Genomic DNA, 21,198 nt, shown 5'->3' with positions numbered 1-21,198 from the left:
GCCCGCACGTGCCCCTCAACGCACAGGCCGCACCACCATCGCCGACCCCCCACCGCGCCGCACGGTCTCAGCGGCTGCAAGCCACTTCCCCCCGGGCAGCCGCTGAACACCCGTGGCCGCCCCGATCTCCGGGTTGGCCTTGAACGAGTGCCCGATCGCCTCGAGCCGCTTCCTCACCTGGGCGTCGAGGCCCGGCTCCAGCTCCGTCTGCGCGGCATTCCGCTGACTGGCCCGGGGCGCCGCGATCGCGTCGACGAGCGGCAGCCCCCGGTCCAGGAACCCCGTGAGCGTCTGCAGCACGGTCGTGATGATCGTCGCCCCGCCCGGCGACCCCAGCGCCACCACGGGCCTGTCCTGCCGGTCGAGGACGATCGTCGGCGACATCGAGGACCGCGGCCGCTTCCCCGGTCCCGGCAGGTTCGGGTCGTGCACGGCCGGGTTCGCCGGCGTGAAGGAGAAGTCCGTCAACTCGTTGTTGAGGATGAACCCCCGCCCGGGCACGGTGATCCCGCTGCCACCGGTCTGCTCGATGGTGAGGGTGTAGGAAACGACGTTCCCCCACTTGTCGGCCACGGTCAGATGCGTGGTGCTGTCGCCCTCGTACGTGGTGGGAGCGGCCGTACCCCCTGAGTCGCAGGCCTTGGGGTCGCGCGGATCCCCCGGCGCCACGGGGCTGGTGAGCACCGCGTCGTCCTTGATGAGGCACTCCCGCGAGTCGGCGAACCGCTGCGACAGCAGCTCCTTCGTCGGCACGTCCTCGAAGGCCGGGTCGCCCACCCAGCGGCCGCGGTCGGCGAACGCGATCCGGCTCGCCTCGATGTACCGGTGCAGGTACTCCGCCTCGCTCGCCTTGGACAGGTCGGTCCGCTCCAGGATGTTGAGCGCCTCGCCGACCGTGGTGCCCCCGGAGGAGGAGGGCGCCATGGAGTAGACGCCGAGGCCCCGGTAGGAGGTCCTGGTCGGAGCCTGGAGCTTGGTGCGGTACGCAGCCAGGTCCTTCACGGACAGGTCGCCCGGGCGGGCGTTCCAGCCCGAAGCCGGGTCGACCGGCGGCTTGTTGACCGTATCGACGATGTCCCGTCCGAGCGGGCCGTGGTAGAGCGCCCCGACGCCCTTGCGTCCCAACTCGGCGTAGGTGCGCGCGAGGTCGGGGTTCTTGAAGGTGGAGCCCACGACCGGCAGCCGTCCGCCCGGCAGGAAGAGGTCCGCGGTGTCCGGGAAGTAGCGGAAGCGGGCCTCGTTGGACGCGGTCTGCGCGCGGAACGTCTCGTCGACGGTGAAGCCGTCGCGGGCGAGTCGCTCGGCCGGCTTCAGGACGCCGGCCAGCCGCTTGCTGCCCCACCGGTCGAGCGCCGTCTGCCAGGTGGCGGGCGTGCCCGGCGTGCCGACGCTCAGGCCGCTGCTGACGGCTTCGGCGAAGGGGACGGGCTTGCCGTTCTCGACGAACAGGTTCTCGTCGGCGCTCAGCGGGGCGGTCTCGCGGCCGTCGATGGTGCGCACCGTGCGGGACTTGGCGTCGTAGTAGACGAAGTAGCCGCCTCCGCCGATGCCGGCGGAGTAGGGCTCGGTGACGCCGAGCGCGGCGGCCGTGGCGACGGCCGCGTCGACGGCGTTGCCGCCCTTCCTGAGGACCTCGATCCCGGCGGCGGAGGCGTCGGGATCGACGCTGGAGACGGCGCCGCCGTAGCCGACGGCCAGGGGGGTCTTCCCACCTCCGGGGCTCTGCGCGGCGGGTGGCGCCGCGGCCCCCACCGAAGCCACCACGGCGGCCGAAACCGCCAGGACCGTCAGATTCCGTGCGACAGGGCGACGCATCCGCACCTCCAGTCAAGGGCCGTCCGCGCAGCTTAATTCATGGACATGCCCTCGTCAGGAAGGCGCCGAACGCGTGTCCGCTCGGCCCGCTACCATGCGCGCCCATGAATGACGACGTGCGCAACATCGTCCTGGGCGTGATAGCGGCGGGCATCAGCGCCGCGCTCGGCTGGGTGGCCCGCACCTACCTGTGGCGGCGCAGGCTGCGCCGCAAGCAGGCGTTCTTCGGGCTGCCGGACAACTCCGAGTCGCTGCTGGTGGTGAACCGGGGCGCCGGCGGACCGGAGTTCGCGGTGATGCGCTACGACGTGTTCGCGCTGCTCGAACTGGCCGCGCTGATCAAGGACTGCAACGCCCACGCCCAGATCCTCCCGCACGACACGGCCCGTCAGGGCTTCGGCGAGCGCACCGAGTTCTGCGTGGGCGGTCCGGCGTCGAACCGCCGGATGGCGGCCCATCTGTCCTCCCTGCTGCCGGGCGTGCGGGTGAACGTCGACGCCGAACCGGGCCCGGACCGGGGATCGTTCCTGGTGGGCTCCGAGCGGTACCGCGTGGAGAACGGCAGGGAGGAGTACGCGCTGCTCGCGCGGCTCACCGCGGAGCGCAGCCAGAACACCCGTCCGGTGTTCCTCTTCTGTGGCCAGACGTCGATCACCAACCAGGCCACCACCCGCTACCTCGCCCGCCACCACGAGCGGCTGGCCCGCAAGTACGGCAACAGCTCTTTCGTCCTGCTGCTCAAGGTGATCAACTCGCAGGCCTATGGTCCGGACGTCGTCGAGCTGGTGGACGACGTGACGCGCGCGGCGCAGACCGCGCCGGCCGCCGCGGCTCCACGCACTTCGCACCGCGCCTCCTGAGTTCCTCCACTTCTCAACGATCGTTACCGCCACGTAACTTACCGACGGGTTACCCCTGGTAAGGGGGTGAGGTTACCGTTCGGTCACTTTGCACTGACACGAGTGAGGAGTGACCGTGGGACCCCACCGCAAGGCCCTGCGCACCACCGCCGTAGGCGCCGTCTCGGCGACCCTGGTCGCCGGCACCGCCCTCGGAATCGCCCCCACCGCCCAGGCGGCGCCGAACCCCGTCCGCTTCGTCGACATCAGCGGCGAGGGCGGCACCGTCCTCAAGGCCAACGTCGTCACCCCGGCCGGCTCCGACGGCACGCGCCGCTACCCGCTGCTCGTCATGCCCACGAGCTGGGGCCTGCCCCAGGTCGAGTACCTGGCCCAGGCCCAGAAACTCGCCGACTCCGGGTACGTCGTGGTCACGTACAACGTGCGCGGCTTCTGGCAGTCCGGCGGCGAGATAGAAGTGGCGGGCCCACCCGACGTCGCCGACGCCTCGAAGGTCATCGACTGGGCGCTCGCGCACACCCCCTCGGACGCCGGGCGCGTCGGCATGGCGGGCGTCTCCTACGGCGCCGGCATCAGCCTGCTCACCGCCGCGCACGACAAGCGGGTCAGGGCCGTCGCCGCACTGAGCGGCTGGGCCGATCTGATCGACTCGATCTACGCCGGACGCACCCAGCACGTCCAGGCGGCCGCCCTGCTGGACGGCGCGAGCGTGGTGACGGGCCGGCAGAGCGCCGAACTCCGGCGGATCTTCGACGACTTCTACGCCTCCAACCTGGCGAAGGAGCCGGAGCTCATCGCCTGGGGGAAGAAACGTTCCGCTGCGACCTACGTCGACCAGATCAACAAGAACGGCGCGGCGATCATGCTCGCCAACGCCTGGGGCGACTCGGTCTTCCCGCCCAACCAGTACGCCGACTTCTACGAGAAGCTGACCGGCCCCAAGCGGCTGGAGCTGCGGCCCGGCGACCACGCCACCGCCGAGCTGACCGGCCTGTTCGGGCTGCCCAACGACGTCTGGCAGGACACCGAGCGCTGGTTCGACCACTACCTGCGGGGCGAGGACAACGGCGTCGATCACGAGCAGCCGGTCCGGCTCAAGTCCCGCGCCGCGGGCGGCTACGAGGGCTACCCGGACTGGAAGTCGGTCGGCGCGGACGACCGGAAGATCGCCCTCGCGGGCTCGAAGACCATCCGTGCGAACGTGAACTCGGGCGCGGACGGCGGGGTCGTCTTCCTGTCCAGCATCCTCGACCAGGTGGCCCAGCTGCCCCCGATGGCCTCGATCCCGCTGCTCCCCCGCCGCTGGGCCGCCGTGTGGCAGTCGGAGAAGTACGCCACGGCCCAACAGGTGCGCGGGACGACCAGGTTGCACACGACCCTCACCCCGACCAAGGAGAGCGGCACCCTCGTCGCCTACCTGTACGACGTGGGGCCGCTCGGCCTCGGCAAGCTGGTCACCCACGCGCCGTACACCTTCCACGGGCGCACCCCCGGGAAGCCGTTCGGCGTCGACCTGGAGCTGTACTCCACGGCCTACGACGTCCCGGCCGGGCATCGCCTCGCCCTGGTCGTCGACACGGTCGACCCGCTCTACATCGAGCACAACCCGTCCGGCGCGCAGCTGACCTTCTCCTCGCCGGCGAACGACCCGTCGTACGTGTCGGTGCCGCTGCGCGAGCAGTGATCTCCGGCTGCCGCCGGACGGGCCTGGCCGATGTGAACCGCCGCCCCCGTGGCCGTACGGGCCTCGGGGGCCGCACCCGACGGGAAGGCCCCGTGGACCGGGCGGGCGGTCAGCTCATCCCGGACGGGATCGGCGGACTCTGGCGAAGCCCCCTCTCCGACAAGGATGAAGGGCACATCGTAGTCGAGGTCCGATGCGACGAGCCGTCCGGTGCCCGCCCGTTCAGTGCTTGAGGATCTTGGAGAGGAAGTCCTTGGCGCGGTCGCTGCTGGGGTTGGTGAAGAACTCGTCGGGCGTGCGGTCCTCGACGATCCGGCCGTCGGCCATGAAGACGACGCGGTTGGCGGCCGAGCGGGCGAAGCCCATCTCGTGCGTGACCACGATCATGGTCATGCCGTCGCGGGCGAGCTGCCGCATGACCTCCAGCACCTCGTTGATCATCTCCGGGTCGAGGGCCGAGGTCGGCTCGTCGAAGAGCATCGCCTTGGGCTCCATGGCCAGGGCGCGGGCGATGGCCACACGCTGCTGCTGACCGCCGGAGAGCTGCGCCGGGTACTTGTCCGCCTGGTCGGCGACGCCGACCCGGTCGAGGAGTTCACGGGAGCGTCGGTCGGCGTCCTCCTTCCGGCGCCCGCGGACCTTGACCTGCCCCAGGGAGACGTTCTGCAGCACCGTCTTGTGCGCGAAGAGGTTGAACGACTGGAAGACCATGCCGACATCGGCGCGCAGCCGGGCCAGGGGCTTGCCCTCGTCCGGCAGGGGCTGCCCGTCGAGGACGATCTGGCCGGACTCGATGGTCTCCAGCCGGTTGATCGCCCGGCACAGGGTCGACTTCCCCGACCCCGAGGGGCCGATGACCACGACCACCTCCCCCCGGCCGACAGTGAGGTTGATGTCCCGCAGGACATGCAGCTCCCCGAAGTGCTTGTTGACGTCACGCAGCTCGATCAGCGGATCGACGGCCATGCTCAGCCCTACTCACTCTCAGCTGTGTGGTGGTTGCCGCAACGTATCCAGGCAAGATCGAAGTTGTAGGGCGACACGCACTTTTCGATCATTAGCCGTATTTACGTCGGACTTTGGGCCAAAGGTTACGGCCTCGGGGCTCAGGTCTCCGCGACCTCGGCGTACAGCTGCGACAGCTCCGGCACGCCGTACGCGGCCCATTCGTGCCCCGAGTCCACGACGTCGAACTCCCGGCCGGAGGCCAGCCGTACGACGGGCTGCCCGTCGGACCGGATCTCCCAGGCGGCTCCCGGGACGGTACGCACGATGACGGTGCCCAGGTACAGCCCGGCGTCGTTGCCGAGCCAGGTCAGGGTCTCCTCGTCGTCCCGCCAGCGCGGGACGAGCTGGTCGAGCGCCTCCAGGGAGGCCGCCGAGTCGTCCAGCCGGACACCCTCCCGGGACGCCTGGGAGCGGAGCAGTTCGCACTCGGCGAGGAGTTCCGCGATGCCCGCCGGATCGGGGAACCCCACCTTCTGGCGCCGGTTGCCCAGGAAAGGGATGTTCATACGTCCAGCGTGTCATTCGTACCGCCGTACGCACCACAGGCGCGCGGGCCGTCGGTGACGGTCGAGTTCACGCCGAGTTCGCGCCTGGCTCGTTGACGGGTCCCTGTTGTCTCCCTAGCTTCACCGTGCGTCCAGCGTCTCGGCTTTCGTTACGTCTTCTGTCCACATCTTCTGTTCCACGTCTTCTGTTCCACGTCTTCTGTTCCACGTCTGCTGTCCCGTCCCTGGCTTTCGTGGTGTCGCGTCGTGTGTCGATGAGCGGGAGGAGTCGGCCGTGCGCCGATGTGTCCGGGGGATCCTGGTCGTCCTGACCCTGTGCGGGTCGTTGGTCCCGGCGGTGTCGGCGCGGGCCGCCGAGAGCGGACCGGCCGCGCCGGTGCCGCTGGAGCGGCTGTTCGACAACAGCGCCGTCAGCGACGACGGCCGGCCCGCCGAAGCGGACTTCGACGGGGCCGGCGCCTCCCTGTCGGCGCGTGACCTCGCGGCCGCCGGCTGGACGCCCGGCCGGACCCTCACCGTCCAGGGCGCCCGGCTGACCTGGCCGAAGCGGCAGTCCGGCGAGCCGGACAACGTCCGCGCCGCCGGGCAGGACGTCCGCGTCACGGGGCGCGGTGACGGCCTCGCCTTCCTGGTGGCGGGCACCGCCGGCACGGACGTGGGCGGCGCGGGCACGATCGGGTACGCCGACGGCACCCGCTCCGGCTACCGGCTCACGGCGCCGGACTGGCGCACCGGGCCGCTCGCCACGAAGGCCGTGGCCCTGCCGCACATCAACACGCCCGGCGGGCAACTCGCCGAGCGGGCCCGCCTGTACGTCGTGACGGTGCCGCTCGCGCCGGGACGCGCGGTCGTCTCCGTCCGGCTGCCGAGGGCGGCCGGACTGCACGTCTTCGCGGTGTCGGTACGGACCGCCACGCAGGGCTGGACGGGCAGCTGGACGACGGCCACGGGCGGTTACGCCGCGGTGGGTCCCTGGACGGACCGGACGCTGCGGCTGGTGGTGCACACCTCGGCCGGCGGGCCCCGGGTGCGGGTGCGGTTCGACAACACGTTCGCGGCGGCGCCGGTACGGATCGGGAGCGCGACGGTGGCGGTGCGGGCGTCGGGCGCGGCCTCGCGGGGCGCCCCGGTGCCGTTGTCCTTCGGCGGGGCGGCGGGCGTGGAGATCCCGGCCGGGGCGCAGGCGTACAGCGATCCGCTCGGCTTCGCGGTGCCCGCGGACACCGACCTGCTGGTGAGCTTCCACCTGCCCGGCCCGGTGCCGGCGGCGCCCGTGCACCGGCTCGCGCAGCAGCGGTCGTACCTCAGCGAGCCCGGCGATCACGCGGCGGACGGCTCGGCGGGGGCGTACACCTCGGTGATCGGCAGCTGGCCGCTGCTCGCGGGGGTCGACGTGGGCGGCGGGCCCGGGTCCGTGGTGCTGCTCGGGGACTCGATCACCGACGGCGACAAGTCCACGGTGGACGCGAACCGGCGCTGGCCGGACGTCCTGGCCGGCCGGCTGCTGCGGCAGAACGCCGTCCCGCGCTATGGCGTGCTGAACCAGGGGATCTCGGGCAACCGGGTGGTCAGCGACCGCTATCCCGGCGACGGGGTGTCCACGGACACCGCCGGGGTGAGCGCCCTGCACCGGTTCGACCGGGACGTCCTGGCGCAGCCGTCGGCGCGTACGGCGGTCGTCTTCGAGGGCGTCAACGACCTGCGCTGGGACACCTCCGCGCAGCAGGTGATCGTCGGGCTGCGGGAGATCGCGGCGCGCGGGCACGCCCGGGGCCTGAGGATGCTCGCGGCGACGATCCTGCCGTGCGAGGGCGAGGCGCGGTGCACGGCCGCCGTCGACGCCGAGCGGGTCGCGGTGAACGAGTGGATCCGGGGCGGCGGGGTCTTCGACGGCGTCCTCGACTTCGACGCGGTCGTGCGGGATCCGCAGCGGCCGTCCCGGATGCTGCCCGCGTACGACAGCGGGGACCATCTGCATCCGGGCGACGCGGGGCTGGCGGCCCTGGCGGACTCGGTGGACCTGCGGCTGCTGAAGCCGTAGGGGTGGCCGTCTAGACGTCCAGGTCCACCACGACCGGGGCGTGGTCCGAGGCGCCCTTGCCCTTGCGCTCCTCGCGGTCCACGTACGCGTCCTTGACGGCCTTCGCGAACGGCTGGTTGCCGTAGACCAGGTCGATGCGCATGCCGCGGTTCTTGGGGAAGCAGAGCTGGCGGTAGTCCCAGTACGTGAAGGGGTGCTCGTACTTGAGGGGCCGCGGGACCACGTCCGACAGCCCGGCCTCGCGCAGGGATGCGAGGGCGGCGCGCTCGGCGGGCGTGACGTGGGTGGAGCCCTCGAAGAAGGCGGGGTCGAAGACGTCGTCGTCCGTCGGCGCCACGTTGTAGTCGCCCATCACCGCGAAGGGGCGGCTGCCCGCCGCGTCACCGGCGACGGCCGCCTTGAGGGCCTCGAACCACTGGAGCTTGTAGGCGTAGTGCGGGTGGTCCACCTCACGGCCGTTCGGCACGTAGACCGACCAGACGCGGAGCGGGCCGCAGGTGGCCGAGATGGCGCGGGGCTCCACCGAGCCGTCGAAGCCGGGGTCGCCGGGCAGGCCCTTGACGACGTCCTCGATGCCGACGCGGGAGAGCACCGCCACGCCGTTCCACCGGCCGGTGGCGTGGACCGCCGACTCGTAGCCCAGCTCGCGCAGCTGCTCCGCCGGGAACTGGTCCTCGGCGACCTTGGCCTCCTGGAGGCACAGCACGTCCGTGCCGCTGCTCTCCAGCCAGGCCAGGAGGCGCGGCAGGCGGGCGGTGATCGAGTTCACGTTCCAGGTCGCGATGCGCATGTCCCACAACCTACCCGGAGGGTCTGACAACGCGGTCCGCTCCCCCGCGGGCCTCAGAGCTCGGCGGAGTCCCCGGGCGTCAGCCGCAGGTGTTCCGAGCCGCCGAGCTGCCCGATCTGGCGGTCGTAGATGGGGCGGGCCAGGTCGGTGAGGAGGGCGTCGTGGATGTCGTAGGCGCGCTGCGGCTTCAGCTCGCGGACGTAGTCGATGACCTCGGAGATCTTGCTCCAGGGGGCCATGACGGGGAGCATCAGGGTCTCGACCGGGTGGTCGGGGACGGTGAGGGCGTCGCCGGGGTGGAAGACCTTGCCGCCGTCGACGAGGTAGCCGACGTTGGTGATGCGCGGGATGTCCGGGTGGATCACCGCGTGGAGTTCGCCGTGGACCTGGACGTCGAAACCGGCGGCGGTGAAGGTGTCGCCGTGGCCGACGGTGTGGACGCGGCCCGGGAAGGCGGCCGAGATCTTCTCGGCGACCGACGTCAGGGTCCAGATCTCGGCGGCCGGGTTGTTCTCCATCGCGGCGCGCAGCCGGGACTCGTCGAAGTGGTCGGGGTGCTCGTGGGTGACGAGGATCGCGTCCGCGCCGAGCGCGGCGTCCTCCTCGCTGAATCCCCCGGGGTCCAGGACGAGCGTCCGCCCGTCCTTCTCGAGGCGGACGCAGGCGTGCGACTTCTTCGTGAGCTTCATGGTCTCCATCCTGCCTCCGGAGCCGCGGGACGGGTTCACTCCTGGGGCGTGGTCTCCTCGCGGATGACCTGCTGGGCCACCTTGAACGCGCTGTTCGCCGCGGGCACGCCGCAGTAGACGGCCGCCTGGAGCAGGACTTCCTTGATCTCGCCGGGGGTGAGGCCGTTGCGCAGGGCGGCCCGGGTGTGGAAGGCCAGCTCGTCCAGGTGGCCGCCGGCGACCAGCGCGGTGAGGGTGACGCAGCTGCGGGTGCGCCGGTCGAGGCCGGGCCGGTCCCAGATCTCGCCCCAGGCGTAGCGGGTGATGAACTCCTGGAAGTCCCCGGAGAACTCGTCGGCCTGTGCCAGCGCCCGGTCGACGTGCGCGTCGCCCAGCACCTCGCGGCGGACCTTGATGCCGGCGTCGTACGGGTCGGGCCGCCCCTGGGCCTGCGGCGGTACGGCGACGGGGCCGATCTCGGCGACGGGCCCGGTCTGGACGGGCTGCGCGGGGGCGGCGGACAGGACCGGCTTGAGGGCGGCGGCCGGCAGGGCGTTCTGGCCGGTGGAGGTCTCGAAGGCGGGCTGCCAGGCGGTGGAGAAGTGCCGTACGAGGAGGTCGGTGACCGCGGCGGGCTGTTCGACGGGCACCAGGTGGGAGGCGCCGGGGACGACGGCGAGGCGGGCGTCCGGGATGCCCGCGACCAGGGTGCGGGCCTCGGCCGGGCCGGTGACCTGGTCGTCGGAGCCGACGAGGACCAGGGTCGGCACGCCGACGCGCCCGAGTTCGGCCCGGACGTCGAAGGAGGCGAGGGCCTCGCAGGAGGCGATGTAGCAGCCGGGGTCGGTGGTGCGGACCATCTGCACGGCCCACTCGGTGATCGCGGGCTGCGCGGCGGCGAACCCGCCGGTGAACCAGCGCTCGGGCGCGGTGCGGGCGATGGGGTCGAGGCCGTTCGTGCGGACGATCACGCCTCTCTGGCGGAACTCGTCGGCCGTGCCGAAGCGGGGCGAGGCGGCGATCAGCGCGAGGGAGGCGAGCCGCTCGGGGTGGCGCAGGGCCAGCTCGATGCCGACGGCACCGCCGAGCGCGCAGCCGGCGTAGCCGAAGCGCTGCACGCCGAGCCCTTCGAGGGTGGTCAGCAGCCGTGTGGTGAGATCGGTGACCGAGCCCGCCGGGTACGCGGGAGCGCCGCCGTGGCCGGGCAGGTCGAACCGGAAGACGCGCCACTGCCTGGTCAGCTCGGGGACCTGGCGGTCCCACATGTGCCAGGTGGTGCCCAGGGAGGGACCCAAGATCAGGACGGGAGCCTCTTCTGGCCCGTCAAAGCGGTATTGCAGGGTGTTCGACGGTGTCTCGCTCACGCTTCAGACTCTCTCACGTATCACAGACGCCCCTCTGAGGCGGGGCTGCGGGAAACCGGTCTGACCAGGTTGAAGACCTCTCGGGCGGCATAGTCCGGGCCGCCGCGGGCTCGGTGAGCCTGGAGTCGTACAACCCTTCACGGTGGTCATCCCCTGGGTGTGACCTCTCCAACCCCTGCCGTGCCCGTCGTGGACCCGCCCGCGGCGGTGCGGTCCTCGGTGTCGCCCCGCAGGTCAGGGGCCTCATGGCGTGGATACGCATCCGCAGGTAGCGAAGTCTTTCGTGTCGCAGGGCTAGACAGAGGCAACGTCCGTACCAGTTAATCCATCCCATGTATCCGTGGAAAGGGCCAGGAGCGAACAGGACCAACGCAGTGCCGTGATGTCGTCGCGAGCGAACGCACCTACGAACCAGGCAGTCACTCTGCCCTCACCGAAAGGTTCAAGATGTCTTCCTCCCTCAGCAGACGGCGCCTGCTGCAAGCAGTGGGGGCCACCGCCGCCGCCTCTGCCACCGGATCCTTAGTCTGCGCGTCCCCCGCCCGCGCGGCCGTGCCTCCCGCACGGGTCGACATCGGGGTCTCCGCGCACCCCTTCGCACTCGACCAGGTCCGGCTCACCGCGAGCCGCTGGCTGGACAACCAGAACCGCACGCGGAACTACCTGCGGTTCGTCGATGTCGACCGGCTGCTGTACAACTTCCGCGCCAACCACAAGCTGTCCACCAACGGCGCGTCCCCGAACGGCGGTTGGGACGCGCCGGACTTCCCCTTCCGCACCCACGTCCAAGGGCACTTCCTCACGGCGTGGGCACAGCTGTACGCCGTGACCGGGGACACCGTCTGCCGGGACAAGGCAACCCACATGGTCGCCGAGTTGGCCAAATGCCAGGCCAACAACAGCGCCGCCGGCTTCAACGCCGGGTACCTCTCCGGCTACCCCGAGTCCGACTTCACCGCTCTTGAGCAGCGGACCCTGAGCAACGGCAACGTGCCGTACTACACCATCCACAAGACCCTCGCCGGCCTGCTGGACGTATGGCGTCACATCGGCAGCACGCAAGCCCGTGACGTGCTGCTCGCGTTGGCGGGATGGGTGGACCTGCGCACCGGCCGGCTGAGCGGCCAGCAGATGCAGGCCATGCTGGGAACGGAGTTCGGCGGCATGAACGCCGTACTGACCGATCTCTACCAGCAGACGGGCGACGCGCGGTGGCTCACCGTCGCCCGGCGGTTCGACCACGCCGCGGTGTTCGACCCGCTGGCGGCCAACCAGGACCGGCTCAGCGGACTGCACGCCAACACCCAGGTACCCAAGTGGATCGGGGCCGCCCGGGAGTACAAAGCGACCGGCACCACCCGCTACCGGGACATCGCCACCAACGCCTGGAACTTCACCGTCAACGCGCACACCTATGCCATCGGCGGCAACAGCCAGGCGGAGCACTTCCGCGCCCCGAACGCCATCGCCGGCTACCTGAACAAGGACACCTGCGAGAGCTGCAACACCTTCAACATGCTCCTTCTCACGCGGGAGTTGTTCGCGCTGGACCCGAACCGGGCCGCGCTGTTCGACTACTACGAGCGGGCGTGGCTGAACCACATGATCGGCCAGCAGAACCCGGCGAGCGACCACGGCCACGTCACCTACTTCACCCCGCTCAACCCGGGAGGCCGACGCGGCGTGGGCCCCGCGTGGGGCGGCGGCACCTGGAGCACCGACTACGGCACGTTCTGGTGCTGTCAGGGCACGGGCCTGGAGATGCACACCAGGCTGATGGACTCCATCTACTACCGCAGTGACGACACCCTGATCGTGAACCTGTTCGTGCCCTCGGTGCTCACCTGGTCGGAGCGCGGGATCACGGTCACCCAGACCACGGCATACCCCGTCAGCGACACCACGACCCTGCAGGTCACCGGCAACGTCAGCGGAACCTGGGCGATGCGCTTGCGCATCCCGGGCTGGACCGCCGGGGCCACCGTCAGCGTCAACGGCACGCGGCAGGACATCGCCACCACGCCCGGCAGCTACGCCACCCTGACCCGCTCCTGGACCTCCGGCGACACGGTCACCGTCCGCCTGCCCATGCGGGTCGTCATCCGAGCGGCCAACGACAACGCGAACGTCGCCGCGATCACCTACGGCCCGGTGGTCCTGTCCGGCAACTACGGCGACTCCACGCTCAGCTCCCTCCCCTCGCTGAACACATCCTCGATCAGACGGACCAGCAGCACGTCACTCGCCTTCACCGCCACCGCCAACGGCTCCACCGTCGACCTGGGCCCGTTCCACGACGCGCACGGCCACAACTACACCGTCTACTGGAACGCCGGCGGCACCGTCCGTCTCGCCAATGTGGGCAGCGGCCTCGTGCTGGGCATCCAGAACATGTCCACGGCCGACGGCGGCCGCGCTCTTCAGTGGCACGACTCGGGCACCGCCGACCACGACTGGCACATGATCGCCGACGGGGGCGGGTTTCGTTTCCGCAACGCCCACAGCGGCAAGGTGCTCGGCGTCTTGAACATGTCCACGACAGACGGCGCGACCGTCCTGCAGTGGGCGGACAACGGCACCGCCGACCACCGATGGACACTGCTCGACCAGGGAGACGGGACCTACAAGATCCGCAACGAGCACAGCGGCAAGTTGCTCGCCATCGCGAACGATTCCACCGCTGTCGGCGCGTTCGCGGTCCAGGGTTCGGACGACGGCACCGCCGACAACCGGTGGCGCATCGTGAGGAATTGAGCTCCGCCCCGGAAGCAGACGGCCGCTCTCCCCGCCCTTCCGTCTGCTCGACAGCTCGACCCTTGTTCGGCATGACGAACAGAACCGCTCACTCAAGGAATGAGGCCCCCATGCACCGACGTGGTTTCAGCCGCAGGCACTTGCCTGTGGTGCTCGCGACCCTGGTCGCTTCGGCGGCGACACTCGTCGCCAACCCCGCCCAGGCGGCCACCACGAGCGCCGTGCGCGGCGTCGGTTCCGGCCGGTGCCTCGATGTGCCGGGCGCCGGCCAGACCGACGGCACCAACGTGCAGGTCTGGGACTGCAACGGCGGCACCAACCAGAAGTGGACGCTGACGGATGACAACCAGCTCACCGTGTACGGCAACAAATGCCTGGACGTCCCGAACCACGCCACCACGGCCGGCACCCGGCCGGTGATCTGGTCCTGCAACGGCGGCACCAACCAGAAGTGGCGCGCGAACGCCGACGGCACGATCGTCGCCGTGGAGTCCGGACTGTGCCTGGACGTCAGCGGCGGCGCGACGGCCAACGGCACGGCGGTGCAACTCTGGGACTGCAACGGCGGCAACAACCAGAAGTGGACCGGCCTGACCGGGACACCGAACACGTGCGCACTTCCGTCCACCTACCGGTGGTCCTCGACCGGCCCCCTCGCCCAGCCGGCGAACGGCTCGCTCGCGCTGAAGGACTTCACCACCGTCAAGATCAACGGCCAGAACCTGGTCTACGCCACCAGCTCCGACGGAAACGCCTGGAGCGGGATGATGTTCAGCCCCTTCAGGAACTGGTCCGACATGGGCACAGCCACCCAGAACAGCGTGAGCGGGCCGGCGGTGGCGCCCAAACTGTTCTACCTCTCGACCAGGAACATCTGGGTGATGGCCTCGAACGGGTGGGGCACCAACTGGCCCTTCACCTACCGCACGTCCAGCGACCCCACCAACCCCAACGGCTGGTCCGCCCCGCAGCCGCTGTTCACCGGCAGCGTCCCGGTCGGCGGCCCGATCGACCCGACCCTGATCGCCGACGACCAGAACATCCACCTGTTCTTCGCCAACGACAAGGGCAGCATCTTCAGGTCGACCATGCCGCTCGGGAACTTCCCCAGCAGCTTCGGCTCCTCGTACACAACGGTCATGACCGACACCGAGGAGCGCCTGTTCGAGGCCCCCGAGGTCTACAAGGTCCAGGGCCAGAACCAGTACCTCATGATCGTCGAAGCGCGGGGCGTCAACGGGCGCTACTTCCGCTCCTTCACCGCCACCAGCCTGTCGACCGACAGGTGGACCGAGCAGGCCGGCACCGAGAGCAACCCCTTCGCCGGCAAGGCCAACAGCGGTGCCACCTGGACCAACGACATCAGCCACGGCGACCTGGTCCGCGTCAACGCCGACCAGACCATGACCATCGACCCCTGCAACCTGCAGTTCCTCTACCAGGGCAGGTCTCCCTCGTCGGATGGCACCGACTACCTGAAGCTGCCGTACCGGCCGGCCCTGCTCACCCTGCAGCGCTGACCCGCGCGCACATGACCACAAACTCATGAGCGGCCCATCAGGCCCGCACAGCGGCTTCGCTTCGCGGGCCAGGAAGGAACCCTCCATGGTTTCCCTACACAGACGACTGCTGCGTCTCCTCACGGCCACCGCGCTGACGCTCACCGCCTGCGTCACCGCCTCCGCCGGCACGACTGCCGAGGCCGCACCGGGCAGCCCGGCGCTCACCCCGCCGCTGGGCTGGAACAGCTGGAACAGCTTCGGGTGCTCGATCACCGAGGCGCAGGTCCGCCAGGCCGCCGACGCGATGGTGTCCTCGGGCATGCGCGACGCCGGCTACCAGTACGTCGTCGTCGACGACTGCTGGTTCGACCCGCAGCGTGACGCGGCGGGCAACCTCCGGGCCAACCCGACCAAGTTCCCCAGCGGCATGAAGGCGCTCGGGGACTACATCCACGGCAAGGGCCTGAAGTTCGGCATCTACCAGGCGCCCAACGAGAAGACGTGCGCGCAGGGCGTGGGCACCTACCCCGGCTCCACCGGCAGCAAGGGCCACGAGAGGCAGGACGCCGCCACGTTCGCCTCCTGGGGCGTGGACTACCTCAAGTACGACTGGTGCTCCGGCAGCGGCACCCTCAGCGAGCAGACCGCGCGGTTCACCCTCATGCGTGACGCCCTGCGCGCCACCGGCCGCCCGATCGTCTACAGCATCAACCCCAACAGCTTCCACGCCCCCACCGGCGACAAGTACGACTGGGGCGAGGTCGCCGACCTGTGGCGGACGACCGAGGACCTGCTCGACATCTGGCAGAACAACAACACCAACAGCTACCCGATGGGCGTCGGCAACGTCCTGGACGTCACCGCGCCGCTGGCCGCGCAGTCGGGCCCGGGAAACTGGAACGACCCCGACATGCTGGTCGTCGGCCGGCCCGGCCTGTCGTTGACCGAGTCCCGCTCCCACTTCGCCCTGTGGTCGCTGCTCTCGGCCCCGCTCATGGCCGGCAACGACATCCGCACCATGTCCGCCGACGTGAGCGCGATCCTGCGCAACCCCCGTCTGCTGGCGGTCAACCAGGATCCGCTGGGCGCGGGCGGGCGCAGGGTGCGCGACGACGGCGACACCGAGGTGTTCGCCAAGCCCCTGTCCGACGGCTCGGTCGCCGTGGGCCTGTTCAACCGGGGAGGGAGCACCACGACCATCACCGCCTCGGCCGCGCAGGTCGGCCTCACCGGAGGGTCGTTCACCCTCACCGACCTGTGGACCGGTGCCACGTCGAGCACCTCCGGGCAGATCTCGGCGAGCGTCCCGGCGCACGGTGTCGCCGTGTTCAAGGTGACCGGCGGCAGTCCGCTGGCCTCCACCACCGCACGCCTGCGCGGTACCGGGTCCGGCCGCTGCCTGGACGTGGACCGCGCCGCCACCGCGGCCGGGTCGGCGACGCTGATCTGGGACTGCCACACCGCCGCCAACCAGCTCTGGACCACCTGGGCGGGAGGCGAGATCCGCGTCTACGGCGACAAGTGCCTGGATGCCGCCAACCAGGGCACGACCAACGGCACACGGGTCGTCATCTGGCCCTGCAACGGTCAGAACAACCAGAAGTGGACCCGGCAGACCGATGGGTCGATCCGCAACGTCCACGCCGGGCTCTGCCTGGACGTCCAGCAAGCAGGGACCGCCAACGGGACCCCGGTCGTCCTGTGGACCTGCAACGGCCAGAACAACCAGAAGTGGACCACACTCCCGTAAGCCGCCACCCCTGACACCGCGCGGACCAGCCATGCGGGGCCGCAGGCCGTCACGGCTGCGGCCCCGCCACGGCTCTCGGGTCAGGACGGGTCGCCGTACTGCAGGCCGCGTCCGTTGGTGCCGACGTAGACACGGCCGAAGGTGTCGGGGTCGCCGGTGATGACGCCGACGCCGCCGATGGCGCCCCACTGGTGGGCGTCGTCGTTGACGCGGACCCAGGTGGCTCCCTTGTCGGTGGAGCGGAAGACGCCGGTGACGTCCTTGACGGTGCCGATCAGGTACAGAGCCTGGTAGTTGGTGCCCGGCTTGGCCTTGCCGAAGCCGAGGGCGGACGCGGACTGCACCGTCTTGAGCGTGGTGAAGGTACGGCCGCCGTCGGTGGAGTGCAGCAGCCCCTTGGCACCGCCGGCGATCCACAGGTCTCCGGCGATGCCGGGGACCGCCTTGAGCCGGCCGTCGGGCAGGTTGCCGGCGCGGGCGGTGAAGGTCGCGCCGCCGTCGGTGCTGGCGTGGAGCGTGCCGCCGGACAGCGAGTAGAAGGTCCTGGCCGAGGAGCGGTCGGCGACGACCACGGCGCCGTCGCCCAGGCCGCCGACCCTCGACCAGCTCGCGCCCTTGTCGGTCGAGCGGTACGGGGCCTGACCGGCCTCGGTCCAGACGATGGTGGAGCCGTCCGCCGCGAGCGCGACATGCCCGTCCTGGGCACTGGCCACCGGCTCGGCCTTGAAGCCGTTCCAGTTGCTGCCGCCGTCGGTGGAGTAGGCGCCGTCCTGCTCGCCGCCCCGGCCGACGCGGACCATCATCGAGGGCTTGGACTGGGCGAAGTCGATGTCGGTGCTGTTGGTCATCAGCGGGTTCTTCAGCCGCCCGGCGGGCACCTTGGTCAGGTCGTCGTGCCGGAAGCCGCCCTGGTCGCCCATGGAGGTGATGACGGTGGCGCCGCCGGGCGGGGCGATCGCGTCCAGCAGCGAGGTCTCCTCCAGCCCTCGGGCGCCCATGCTCCAGTGGCTGGTGCCGCCGCTGTCGGAGGCGTTCGCGTCCTTGCTGCGCAGGATGCCGTTGCCGGTGCCGTACAGCACGTGCCCGGAGTCGAAGGGGTCGATGGCCAGGGCGGTCATCCAGTGCCCGGTGTGGGTGCCGACGTAAGGGGCGGCGGAGGCGTTGCGCTTCGACTTGTCGGCCAGGGCCTTCCAGGTCGTGCCGCCGTCGGTGCTGCGGTAGATCTCGTCCTCGGGCCACCAGCGGCCGAGGGTGGTGACCATCACCGTGGAGGGCTTGCGCGGGTCGACGGCCAGGCCGGAGAAGCCGTAGTCGCCCTGGGACGGGGAGATGTTCTTCCATGCCCCGCTGCCCGGCGTGTACTTCCACACCGAGCCCGCCGTCACGCCGTTGGGGCCGAGGTTGTCGGTGTACGTCAGGTACAGCGAGCCGTCACCGGAGAGCACGGCGTGCTGCGGCAGTTGGCCGGTGGGCTGCCCGCCGACGGCCTTCCAGGTGCCGCCGCCGTCGGTGGAGCGGTACAGGGAGGTGGACCTGTCGTTGACGCCGACGTAGATCGTCCTGCTGCCGGCCGGGCCGTACGTCACGAAGGAGATGCCCGCGCCGCTGCTCGCCCCGTCCTTGACGGGGAACGAGGAGACCTGACGCCATGTCACGCCGTAGTCGGTGCTGCGCCACAGGCCGTTCTTGCGGGTGCCCAGCAGCAGGGTGCTGTTGTTCGCGGGGTCGATCACGAGCCGTTCGCCCGCCCCGCGGCCGTCCTCGTTGCCGCCCAGCTTGAAGGGCAGGTTGGTGCGCTTGAAAGTGCGGCCCCGGTCGGTGGAGCGCAGGATCGCGCCGTTGCCCGCCCACTCGTTGGTGTAGGTGCCCGCCCCGAGGTAGAGCCGCTTGGGGTCGACGGGGTCCGTGGCCACCGAGTCGATGCCCAGCAGGTTCCAGTCCTTCTCGCCGATCCAGTCGGTCAGCGGGATCCACTGCTCGGCCCCGCTGTCCCAGCGGTAGGCGCCTCCCATGTCGGTGCGCGCGTACAGCAGACCCTTCTCCCGCTGGTTGAACACCAGTCCGGTGACGTAACCACCGCCCACCACCTGGGCGTTCCTCCACACATACGGACCGGCCCCGGCCGCCCGGGTCTCGGCTGTCTTCACCAGCTTCCACTGCTGGTTGGCACTGCCTGTGCCGGGATACTGGATGACTGCCGCGCCGTCGGCCTTGGAGCCGCTGGAGACGTCCAGCAGCTGGCCGCTCCTGCGCGAGGTGAAGGTGACGGCGTCGGAACCACTCACCTCATTGATCTTCCACTCCTGGGAGGTGGAGGAACTGTCGGTCTGTTGCTCCGTGGCGGCCGCCCGGGCGGTCGAGTCGCCCGCTATGCCCAGCACCTTGCCGCTGTTGCGGTTCACCAGCTCGTAGTAGCCGTCCCGGGTGGGCCGCAGCCTCCATTGCTGGTTGGCGGTGTTCTGGTCGGTCCACTGCTGGATACGGGTGCCGTCTGCGGTGGAGAAACCGTTGACGTCCAGCACCTTGCCGCTGCGCACGGAGACCAGCCGGTAGTAGGCATCGCCATCGACCGTCGCGGCCTGCGAGTCCTCCTGCGCGATCAGGAGATACGGCACGAGAACGGCGGGCACGCCGAGCAGCAGACCGGTGGCGGTCCAGCGGCGGCGGTGACGCCCGCGGCGCCCGCCGTTCGTGGGGTGGTTCATGGGGAGGCGTTCTCCTTGCATGCTGTTCAACAGTGGAAACCGGATTCCGGCCACTTGAACTGGCCGGATCCGCTCCCTTGTCGTCACAGACGTCACACAAGGTTGCCGCGAGCCGGGAACTACTTCTCAGGGCCAAGCCGGGGACGCGCCACAGCGGGAGCGGGTCATCCGGCGGTCAGAGTGGTCCACTTCTGGTTGGAGCCGCCGTTGCAGTCCCACAGGTGGAGCTGCGTGCCGTCGGTCGTGGAGGAGCCCGGAACGTCGAGGCAGCGACCGGATGCGGGGTTGCGGTAGCCACCGTTGTAGGGCTGCCATACCTGGTTGGCACCGCCGTGGCAGGACCAGAGCTGTACTTTGGTGCCGTTGGCGGTGGCTCCGCCGGCGGCGTCGAGGCACTTGCCCATGGAGCGCAGCGTGCCGTCGGTGTAGGCGGACCAGAACTGGTTGGCACCGTCGCCGCAGCTCCACGTCTGGACGGCGGTCCCGTCGGTGGTGGCGGCGCCCTTGACGTCCATGCACTTGCCGGCCACACCGGACTGGACGCGGGCGGGAGCGGGGGCGGGGTTCTTCAGCCATCCGGCGCTGTCCGCGGTCCTGACGCCGCGGTGGAAGGCGTCGGCCATCTTCTGATAGCCCGAGTCGTTGGGATGCAGGGCGTCGGCCAGGTCGGCCGTGGTCAGGTTGCTCATGTCCACGTATGCGACGCGCTTGCCCGCGGCCCGTGCCTCGCTGACGATCTGGGGGATGGCCTGGTTGTACGCGGCCCGGTACTGCTCCTCCGTGCCGCTGGTGGACACGACCAGCGAGGCCACGAGGACGGTCGCGTCGGGGGCGGCGGCGGTGATCTGGCCGACCAGCGACTTCAGCCGGGCGGTGGCGGTGGAGACCTGGTAGGACATGTTGAGGTCGTTGGTGCCGATGTGCAGCGTCACGACATTGGGCCGGTAGCGGGTGAGCGAGGCGTCGGCGAGCGCGGCGATCTGGTCGATGCGATATCCCGAGTGGCCTTGGTTGTCCGGGTCGGACATCGAACCGCCCCGCAGCGTGCCGACGAAGTCGAGCGGATGGCCGTCCGCGGCGAGCTTGTCCCACAGCGGGCCCCGGTAGCCGTTGCCCGTACTGCTGCCCACACCCCAGGTGATGGAGTCGCCCAACGGCATGACCCGCAAGGGCGTGGTGGAGGCCGCGGAGGCAGGGGCCGCACCTCCCGCTGTCACCCCCAACGCGGCGGTGACCAGCGTGATCAGGGACAGGATCCAAGACTTTCTCATGGAGTTCCTCTCTGCGAGCGATTGCTGAATCAGCGAACTGACCGCCGCCCGGCCGTACCAGTGAGTGGTTCGGCGACGACGGCTGGGAAATTGGCTGAGCTGAAAGAGGGACATCCCATGACTGGGACACGAGGTGCTGTCGAACCGCTTCGACGTTGCTGTGAGATTAAGTGAACGCCCATGGGTGCACAAGGCCCCGTCCAACCTTCCCGGGACCCTGGAAGCGCCTCTTCGTAGGGCTACTTGACGGGACGACGTTGCTGATGCACTGCCCGCCTCTGGTCCCGCAACGGGTATCGAAGCGCTTCGAATGGGTTCTTCTACAGCGGGAAAGGTCGGCGTCCGAGCGCCCATGACTGCGAGCCCGAGCTGAGGGCGAATGGTGCATGGCCGGCATGCAAGATGGTGAACGCCTCACCTCTCCGTGCCGAGGCTCCCGTCGGTCCCCGAGAGGGCTTCACACCGACGCCGCTCTCACAG

At 70.3% G+C, this 21,198-nt stretch carries 14 protein-coding genes; 6 read left to right on the top strand and 8 right to left on the bottom strand.

All coding sequences use genetic code 11. The features are described 5' to 3' along the window. Nucleotides 1–15: 15 nt before the first annotated feature. The gene (gene ggt / locus ABZ386_RS09640; protein ID WP_355723614.1) at nt 16–1,815 is read right to left on the bottom strand and encodes a gamma-glutamyltransferase; all 1,800 of its coding nucleotides are present in this window, start codon (nt 1,813–1,815) and stop codon (nt 16–18) included. 104 nt (nt 1,816–1,919) lie between these two features. Between ggt and ABZ386_RS09635 the strand changes: the two genes are divergently transcribed. Together ABZ386_RS09635 and ABZ386_RS09630 are read left to right on the top strand one after the other, a co-directional pair. Further along, nucleotides 1,920–2,675, top strand: coding sequence for a hypothetical protein (locus ABZ386_RS09635; RefSeq protein WP_351343271.1), 756 nt, complete (start codon nt 1,920–1,922; stop codon nt 2,673–2,675). Between the two features lie 115 nt (nt 2,676–2,790). Further along, complete coding sequence (locus tag ABZ386_RS09630; RefSeq protein ID WP_355723608.1) at nt 2,791–4,359, top strand: CocE/NonD family hydrolase; 1,569 nt, start codon at nt 2,791–2,793, stop codon at nt 4,357–4,359. A gap of 222 nt (nt 4,360–4,581) precedes the next feature. Here the strand turns inward: ABZ386_RS09630 and ABZ386_RS09625 are convergent, their stop codons facing one another. Together ABZ386_RS09625 and ABZ386_RS09620 are read right to left on the bottom strand one after the other, a co-directional pair. Next, nucleotides 4,582–5,325, bottom strand: coding sequence for an amino acid ABC transporter ATP-binding protein (locus ABZ386_RS09625; protein ID WP_351343275.1), 744 nt, complete (start codon nt 5,323–5,325; stop codon nt 4,582–4,584). Nucleotides 5,326–5,465: 140 nt separating this feature from the next. After that, nucleotides 5,466–5,873: a DUF6278 family protein gene (locus ABZ386_RS09620; protein ID WP_351343277.1), complete on the bottom strand. Its 408-nt coding sequence runs from the start codon at nt 5,871–5,873 to the stop codon at nt 5,466–5,468. Between the two features lie 313 nt (nt 5,874–6,186). Between ABZ386_RS09620 and ABZ386_RS09615 the strand changes: the two genes are divergently transcribed. Next, nucleotides 6,187–7,914, top strand: coding sequence for an SGNH/GDSL hydrolase family protein (locus ABZ386_RS09615; RefSeq protein WP_358964716.1), 1,728 nt, complete (start codon nt 6,187–6,189; stop codon nt 7,912–7,914). 10 nt (nt 7,915–7,924) lie between these two features. On the opposite strand, the gene ABZ386_RS09610 is transcribed toward ABZ386_RS09615, so the two are convergent. The 3 genes from ABZ386_RS09610 to pcaC are packed head-to-tail and all read right to left on the bottom strand — an operon-like array spanning nt 7,925 to nt 10,736. Next, nucleotides 7,925–8,704 (bottom strand): exodeoxyribonuclease III, encoded by a 780-nt coding sequence (locus ABZ386_RS09610; RefSeq protein ID WP_114256274.1) that lies wholly within the window; start codon nt 8,702–8,704, stop codon nt 7,925–7,927. Nucleotides 8,705–8,757: 53 nt separating this feature from the next. Next, a complete protein-coding gene (locus ABZ386_RS09605) occupies nt 8,758–9,393 on the bottom strand; it encodes an MBL fold metallo-hydrolase (RefSeq protein WP_358964482.1) in 636 nt (211 codons plus the stop codon). Between the two features lie 35 nt (nt 9,394–9,428). After that, entirely contained in the window at nt 9,429–10,736 is a 1,308-nt protein-coding gene (pcaC, locus tag ABZ386_RS09600) for a 4-carboxymuconolactone decarboxylase (protein WP_351343282.1), read from the bottom strand. Between the two features lie 447 nt (nt 10,737–11,183). Here pcaC and ABZ386_RS09595 point away from each other — a divergent pair, with 447 nt between their 5' ends. From ABZ386_RS09595 to ABZ386_RS09585, 3 genes are all read left to right on the top strand, one after another. Further along, a complete protein-coding gene (locus ABZ386_RS09595; RefSeq protein ID WP_358964480.1) occupies nt 11,184–13,490 on the top strand; it encodes a beta-L-arabinofuranosidase domain-containing protein in 2,307 nt (768 codons plus the stop codon). A gap of 110 nt (nt 13,491–13,600) precedes the next feature. Continuing rightward, nucleotides 13,601–15,010 (top strand): non-reducing end alpha-L-arabinofuranosidase family hydrolase, encoded by a 1,410-nt coding sequence (locus tag ABZ386_RS09590; protein WP_356619579.1) that lies wholly within the window; start codon nt 13,601–13,603, stop codon nt 15,008–15,010. 85 nt (nt 15,011–15,095) lie between these two features. Next, the gene (locus tag ABZ386_RS09585) at nt 15,096–16,742 is read left to right on the top strand and encodes a lectin (protein ID WP_358964478.1); all 1,647 of its coding nucleotides are present in this window, start codon (nt 15,096–15,098) and stop codon (nt 16,740–16,742) included. 80 nt (nt 16,743–16,822) lie between these two features. Here ABZ386_RS09585 and ABZ386_RS09580 read toward each other — a convergent pair whose 3' ends face one another. Together ABZ386_RS09580 and ABZ386_RS09575 are read right to left on the bottom strand one after the other, a co-directional pair. Next, nucleotides 16,823–19,447 (bottom strand): RICIN domain-containing protein, encoded by a 2,625-nt coding sequence (locus ABZ386_RS09580; protein WP_358964476.1) that lies wholly within the window; start codon nt 19,445–19,447, stop codon nt 16,823–16,825. A gap of 164 nt (nt 19,448–19,611) precedes the next feature. After that, nucleotides 19,612–20,718: a ricin-type beta-trefoil lectin domain protein gene (locus ABZ386_RS09575; protein ID WP_358964475.1), complete on the bottom strand. Its 1,107-nt coding sequence runs from the start codon at nt 20,716–20,718 to the stop codon at nt 19,612–19,614. Nucleotides 20,719–21,198: the final 480 nt, after the last annotated feature.

This window comes from Streptomyces sp. NPDC006140 (genome assembly GCF_040628815.1).
Classification (GTDB): domain Bacteria; phylum Actinomycetota; class Actinomycetes; order Streptomycetales; family Streptomycetaceae; genus Streptomyces.
The sequence above is the reverse complement of the archived record's forward strand: the minus strand, read 5'-3'. Positions and strand labels throughout refer to the sequence as shown.

Bases quoted from the DNA above. Each gene is read 5' to 3' on its own strand.
- ABZ386_RS09585 (WP_358964478.1), top strand. From the start codon at position 15,096: ATGGTTTCCCTACACAGACGACTGCTGCGTCTCCTCACGGCCACCGCG.
- ABZ386_RS09580 (WP_358964476.1), bottom strand. From the start codon at position 19,447: ATGAACCACCCCACGAACGGCGGGCGCCGCGGGCGTCACCGCCGCCGC.
- ABZ386_RS09595 (WP_358964480.1), top strand. From the start codon at position 11,184: ATGTCTTCCTCCCTCAGCAGACGGCGCCTGCTGCAAGCAGTGGGGGCC.
- ggt (WP_355723614.1), bottom strand. From the start codon at position 1,815: ATGCGTCGCCCTGTCGCACGGAATCTGACGGTCCTGGCGGTTTCGGCC.
- ABZ386_RS09635 (WP_351343271.1), top strand. From the start codon at position 1,920: ATGAATGACGACGTGCGCAACATCGTCCTGGGCGTGATAGCGGCGGGC.
- ABZ386_RS09590 (WP_356619579.1), top strand. From the start codon at position 13,601: ATGCACCGACGTGGTTTCAGCCGCAGGCACTTGCCTGTGGTGCTCGCG.
- ABZ386_RS09575 (WP_358964475.1), bottom strand. From the start codon at position 20,718: ATGAGAAAGTCTTGGATCCTGTCCCTGATCACGCTGGTCACCGCCGCG.
- ABZ386_RS09620 (WP_351343277.1), bottom strand. From the start codon at position 5,873: ATGAACATCCCTTTCCTGGGCAACCGGCGCCAGAAGGTGGGGTTCCCC.
- ABZ386_RS09610 (WP_114256274.1), bottom strand. From the start codon at position 8,704: ATGCGCATCGCGACCTGGAACGTGAACTCGATCACCGCCCGCCTGCCG.
- ABZ386_RS09605 (WP_358964482.1), bottom strand. From the start codon at position 9,393: ATGAAGCTCACGAAGAAGTCGCACGCCTGCGTCCGCCTCGAGAAGGAC.
- ABZ386_RS09625 (WP_351343275.1), bottom strand. From the start codon at position 5,325: ATGGCCGTCGATCCGCTGATCGAGCTGCGTGACGTCAACAAGCACTTC.